The organism is Spirosoma sp. (assembly GCF_048594605.1).
GTDB lineage: Bacteria > Bacteroidota > Bacteroidia > Cytophagales > Spirosomataceae > Spirosoma.
In genome coordinates, this window is the sequence record NZ_JBMDWV010000266.1 from 1 (window position 1) to 5,062 (window position 5,062).

The following is a 5,062-nucleotide window of genomic DNA, read 5'->3' on the forward strand; positions in this document are numbered from 1 at the left end:
ATAGTAAGGGAAAAGTTACCTTGTTGCCGCCCCCCGCAACGGTACTTTTTGTTTATCAGGTTCACCAACGACTGTGGCTGCAAGTTATAGGAAAGGGCCTTTACGAACTGCAAAATGATCGTTACGTTCCGGTGAAGGGCAGCGAGTTTCTGGGCGATGAAACGGTTCACTGTATATTGCCTGTGGACGATAAAAACATGCTGATTGGCACCGAGCGCGCTATCTATCGGTATAACGGCGAACGGTTCGAGCCTTTCAACCAATTGCTTAATTCGTTTATTCGGCAAAACAGGCTGAATCGTGGTACACGCATTGGAGCTGATCTGTACGCATTTGGTACGCTGCTAAATGGCGTAGTAATTACTGATGCAACGGGACAAATCCGGTACCACTTCAATCAAAAAAATGGGCTACAGAACAGCACTGTTCTGTCGATGTGTCAGAGTGACGACGGGAATTTATGGGTAGGATTAGATAAAGGAATTAATCTCATCAATCTAGCTTTGCCTGTCCGGTATTTTACGGATACGGAGGGCGAATTGGGCACTTTTTACGATATGGCCCGCTACGACGATACGTTGTATGTTGGTACGAATCAGGGAGTTTATTTCAAGCCATTGAACCGTAACGAAATCCCTTTTCAACTGATACCCGAAACGCAGGGACAGGTTTGGGACTTAACCGTTGTGGATAATCAACTGTTGTGCGGTCATAACAAAGGCACGTTCCGCATCAAAGGCAATCAGGCTCGTTTGATTTGTCCGGTTACGGGTGGCTGGGTATTACGCCGATTAAAACGTCATCCGGATTATCTCATCCAGGGAACGTATACAAACCTGTGTGTTTATCGTAAGGACGCTTCCGGCTTGTGGGTGTTTGATCATGCTGTTGCTGGGTTTTCGGCACCAGTCCGACAGCTGGAGGAAGACGATTCTGGTATGATCTGGGTAAACAAAGCTCCCAGCCAGGGTATTCAACGATTGCGCTTGTCGGCAGATTTACGACGTGTTGAAACTAACAGGACGTATAGCGATGCTAACTTCGGTGGTCCTGCTCTGGATCTCTACCGGCTTCAACATCGTATCGCGGTTACCTCGTCAAAAGGCGTACTGATCTACGATAACGCTACCGATACATTTATTTCAGCACGACCGACGTATTCCTGGGCTGGATTGGCTATCCGGAAGCTGTTTCCAATGAACGAGTCTGGTGTGTTTATACTACGTCAGGATGGCTCGTTAAGCTGGGCGAAAGAAGGCGGACAACTGGTCAATGATATTCCGGTGAAGGCTACGCACTGGGCAGAAGAGTCAGAAAACGTTATTGCCCTCGATTCGAATTATATTGCTTTCTGCCAGGAAAACGGGTTTGCCTTGCTGACACGTAGTGAACTGACTCAGATTAGCACCGGAACATCACCCAGGCCACTTATTCGGATGATTTCAGTCGTTGATAATCCGAATATAAAATATACTTTCCAGCAGGATTCTGTACCAACGGCACTTTCGTTCTCGTACCAGCAGGATAATCTGCTTATTACGTTCGCTACACCCTATTCTGCTCGCCCGGTTAAATACAGCTATTGGCTGGAAAATGGCACAAGAGACTGGTCGCCTTATGTGGCTACGTATCAAAGAGAATTCAACAATCTGCCACCGGGCCACTACGTATTTCACCTTAAATCGAATTTGAATCCGCAGGAAAGCACAATAGCGTTCGATATTCAACCGCCCTGGTACTGGACAGGCTGGAGTAAACTGATCTATATGGCCTTGCTGGCCGCTTTGATCTGGCTGTTTTACCAGTTGCACCTTCGTCGGATTGCCGCCCAGCAGAAACGCATGGATGAGAAACTCCGTCGGCAGGAAGAACAGAATCAGCGCGAAATTATTTTGCTGCAAAAAGAGCAACTGGAGCAAGGCCTGATTCAAAAATCGGAAGAGTTAGCGAATTCAACCATGTCGTTAATTCAAAAAAATGAATTGCTGGTGCAGTTGAAAGAAGAACTGGATCGGTTAAAAAGCCGCTCAGGTAATCGCGTATCGACGGAAGATTTTCAGCGTATCAACGGGCTCATTGATGCGAACATTTCGAGTGAGCAGGACTGGAAGCTTTTCGAAGCAAATTTCAACAAAGTTCACGAGCAGTTTTTAAAGCATCTTATCGAGAACTATCCCGATCTGAGTCAGGGCGATCTGAAGCTGGCGGCTTATCTGCGTATGAATTTATCGACGAAGGAAATTGCCCAACTGCTAAATATTACGCACCGAAGCGTTGAGTTAAAACGGTACCGACTGCGAAAAAAACTCAATCTGGATGCCGATACGAACCTGAGCGAGTTTATGATGAAGTACTAAAGACGAGTTTTCTCCAATAGGGTTGCGAACGAAAATAACCCGGTTTATCCTGCAAGAAACATTATATCAAATTCCAGTCTTTTCGATACGACCTCGATAGAAGCGCGTTGGCGTCAGGATTATGTCTGAACTTTTCTTTTTTGGCATTCCATTCCAGTGGCTGACCAAGCCGGTAAGAGATTAAGCCGAGGTGCATTGGTAACGTCATCTGGCGGGCATAAGCCAGATTCGATTCGGGTTGCTTCCGCGATTTGACGGCGTCGATAAAATTCTGCTGATGCCCCGGCGACCGTTCAAGCGTAATGGGAATTTCGGCGATGTCGGTCATGGTTACGCCATTGATCGTAATCTCACGCGTGTTGTAATCGCAGAGTAGTGTGCCTTTGTCACCTTCAAAATAGGCCCCGATTCCTCGTTTTTCAGCGCCCGCTACGTTGGGTGGAGTGCTCGTCCAGTACAGATTCAGTCCGTCAAATTCGTAGTCAATGTCAATCCGTTTAGGAGCATCGCCAATACCTTCCGGCGCTTCGCCTTTGGCGCTGATCCGTTTCAGGCCCGTTGGATTGATCGACCACCATACTACGTCGGCGATATGGCACCAGAAGTCCTGAAAAATGCCGCCCGAATAATCCAGGAAGTAACGATACGTAAAATGGCATCGTTCAGGCGTGTAGAGCGAAACCGGCGCGGGCCCCTGCCACATGTCCCAGTTTAAGGTAGCAGGTGGCGTTTGGTATTTGGCTGGGCCAAGCACGGGTGGGAACCCTGTTTTCCAGAGCCGAATCGTATGTACTTTCCCGATAGCACCAGCTTTGATAATTTCGACCACACGGTGATAATTATCGCCTGCGTGAATTTGCGTGCCGAGTTGAAAAATACGGTCGTAACGGTTCAGGGCTTTCAACATTTTTTGTCCTTCCCGAACGCTGTACGACAAGGGTTTCTCGCCATAAACGTCTTTTCCCGCCTGAAAAGCCATAATTGCAATCTGAGCGTGCCAATGGTCGGGCGTGGCGCAGGTGATGGCATCGATATCCTTACGGTCGAGCAGATACCGGAAATCAGCGTAGGTCTTTGCAGTTGTGTTCGGTTGAAGCGTCTGTAACGTATTGAGGGCTTTATTAAGATGCGTCTCATCCAGATCGCACAAACCAACTACTTCCACTTCGGGTAATTTGGCAAACCAGTTTAAGTGATTGGTTCCCATGCCATTTAAGCCAATATGGGCAACACGCACTCGATCACTGGGGGCTACTTTTCGCTTCAGATTAGGGAACAAAGCCATGCTGAGCGCGGCTGCACTGCTTTGTTTCAGAAATTCCCGACGATTGGATTGGAGTGTCATAGTAGAATCAGGAGAACACTGCTACGTTGCTGATTGTCAATAAATAGGCGCTGTCCTCAAAAATCTACTGTTCCCGCCGTATCTGAAACTTACTCCGTTCCTATTTTTAGTAGTTGCCCTACTTCTTTGTGATACAATCGACCAATCGGAAGCTCCTGACCCGAAACGTCGACGTAAGTAGGCGTATAAGCTGTTATTTTATCAATGGCGACAATATAGGAGCGGTGTATGCGCAGAAATCCATTGTCCGGCAGCATTTCCTCCAGCGAACTGATACTTTGTTTGACAACCAGGGGTCTGGCTGACGTAGTGACAATTTTTACGTAATCCTTCAGGCTTTCAACGTAAAGAATGTCACGAATAAAAACCTTCACCATCTTACGATCGGACCGGAAATACAAAAAAGAAGTTGAAGACTCCGCTGCTTTCTCCACCGCCGATGATACGTCAGGTTGCAGCGAATTACTCAGGGTGGATTCAGAACGCATCACCTTGGAAACCGCTCGCAGAAATCGTTCGAACGAAATCGGCTTCAGCAGATAATCAACGACGTCCAGTTCGAAACCATCCAGCGCGTAATCGCGGTAGGCCGTCGTAAAAATTACTTTGGGTGGCTGGCGTAAGCTGCGCACGAAATCGGTGCCGAGAAGCTTAGGCATTTTAATGTCCAAAAACATTAAATCGACCGGCGTAGATTGCAGGACACTAAAAGCCTGAATGGCATTATGACACGTGCCTACGATTAACAAATCGTCAATCATGCTGATATGCGATTCGATAACGGTCAGCGCGGGCGGTTCATCATCAACCAGTAGACAACGTATTGGAGACATTGTGGTAAAGGGTTACGCTATTGCTGCTAGCTGATTTGCTTTTTCGACGGTATCTGCTACTGGCGACAATTCGAGGGTCAGAAATATCATAAACGTCTCATCTTCAGCCGTGATACGTAGGTCGTGGCAATCGGGGTATAACAATTGCAGTCGTTTTTTTACGTTTTGCAAGCCAATTCCGCCAATATACGTATCGTCGTGTGGCATAGCTTCCCGGCTATTGATAAGTTTAAATTTAAGCGTTTGGCCCTGAACGGATAAGTCAATATGCATCCAGGCTTGCTCACGTTGCTCGCTTGTTCCGTGTTTAAAGGCATTTTCCAGAAAAGGAATCAGTAGCAGAGGGGCAATGCGTTTGTGCTGATACTCACCAGAAATTGTCAGTGACAGATCCAGTCGTTCGCCGTAGCGAAGCTGCTCCAGATCAACGTAGTTACGAATAAACTCCAGTTCTTTCCACAGCAGCACTTCCGGAGCGTTACATTCATAAAGCATATAACGTAGTAGTTCGGAAAGCTTGAGCACTA

At 47.2% G+C, this 5,062-nt stretch carries 4 protein-coding genes; 1 reads left to right on the forward strand and 3 read right to left on the reverse strand.

Annotated elements, in window-relative coordinates; genetic code table 11:
• Positions 1–2,357 (forward strand): two-component regulator propeller domain-containing protein (locus ACOJS8_RS16250; protein ID WP_420149597.1); only part of this gene is annotated, 2,357 nt, incomplete at its 5' end.
• A 61-nt stretch (positions 2,358–2,418) separates the two neighbouring features.
• On the opposite strand, the gene ACOJS8_RS16255 is transcribed toward ACOJS8_RS16250, so the two are convergent.
• The 3 genes from ACOJS8_RS16255 to ACOJS8_RS16265 all read right to left on the reverse strand — a co-directional run.
• Positions 2,419–3,702, reverse strand: a complete 1,284-nt coding sequence (locus ACOJS8_RS16255) for a Gfo/Idh/MocA family protein (RefSeq protein WP_420149598.1) — start codon at positions 3,700–3,702, stop codon at positions 2,419–2,421.
• An 89-nt stretch (positions 3,703–3,791) separates the two neighbouring features.
• On the reverse strand, positions 3,792–4,535 hold the full coding sequence (locus tag ACOJS8_RS16260; RefSeq protein ID WP_420149599.1) for a LytR/AlgR family response regulator transcription factor: 744 nt from the start codon (positions 4,533–4,535) through the stop codon (positions 3,792–3,794).
• 12 nt (positions 4,536–4,547) lie between these two features.
• Positions 4,548–5,062, reverse strand: a 515-nt coding sequence (locus ACOJS8_RS16265) for a sensor histidine kinase (RefSeq protein WP_420149600.1), incomplete at its 5' end; no start/stop codon positions are given.